Origin of the sequence: Streptomyces millisiae (genome assembly GCF_031845425.1) — a bacterium.
Taxonomy (GTDB): Bacteria; Actinomycetota; Actinomycetes; order Streptomycetales; family Streptomycetaceae; genus Streptomyces; species Streptomyces millisiae.
On sequence record NZ_JAVREM010000292.1, the window covers coordinates 1 to 457 of the forward strand.

The 457-nt window shown below is 68.9% G+C and carries 1 protein-coding gene and 1 pseudogene; both read right to left on the reverse strand.

Features of this window, described 5'->3' with window-relative positions; translation table 11 throughout:
- Positions 1-192: hypothetical protein (locus tag RNC47_RS36735; RefSeq protein ID WP_311605214.1), on the reverse strand; the 192-nt coding region annotated here is incomplete at its 3' end.
- A 1-nt stretch (position 193) separates the two neighbouring features.
- Positions 194-457 (reverse strand): annotated as a pseudogene (locus RNC47_RS36740) (methylmalonyl-CoA mutase); the annotation flags it as partial.

Sequence of the window (457 nt, forward strand, 5' to 3'; positions counted from 1 at the left end):
GATGTACACCGGCTTGACGTCGATGCCCTCGGGCGTGGCCCAGGTCAACTGCTCGGGGGCGTAGCCGTGCGCGGCGGCGGCCGCCGCGACATGCTCCTGAACCGCATCGGGGGTGACGGACCGACCCGGCTCATCATTGCGCAGCGGTACGTCGGCGAAACTACGGATCTCTGATCCAGTTGTGGCAGTCATCTCAGGCCCCCAGTCCGGTGAGGAGGTTCGACAAGGCTTCGACCGCATCGATCTTCGCGGTCAGATATCCGTCGGGCTTCGAGTCGGCTTCGGCGACAGCCTTTTCCGGGCCGGCGAGCAACACCTGACGGACACCGGCAGCACGTGCGGCCGCCACCACGCCGGACGCCTCAGCGCCGTAACGGGCATCGGTTCCGCACAGCACCGCCACCGTCGGGGCCCCGGCTTCTGCCACCGCCCCGGCAACCGCGGCTGCGTCCAGGAC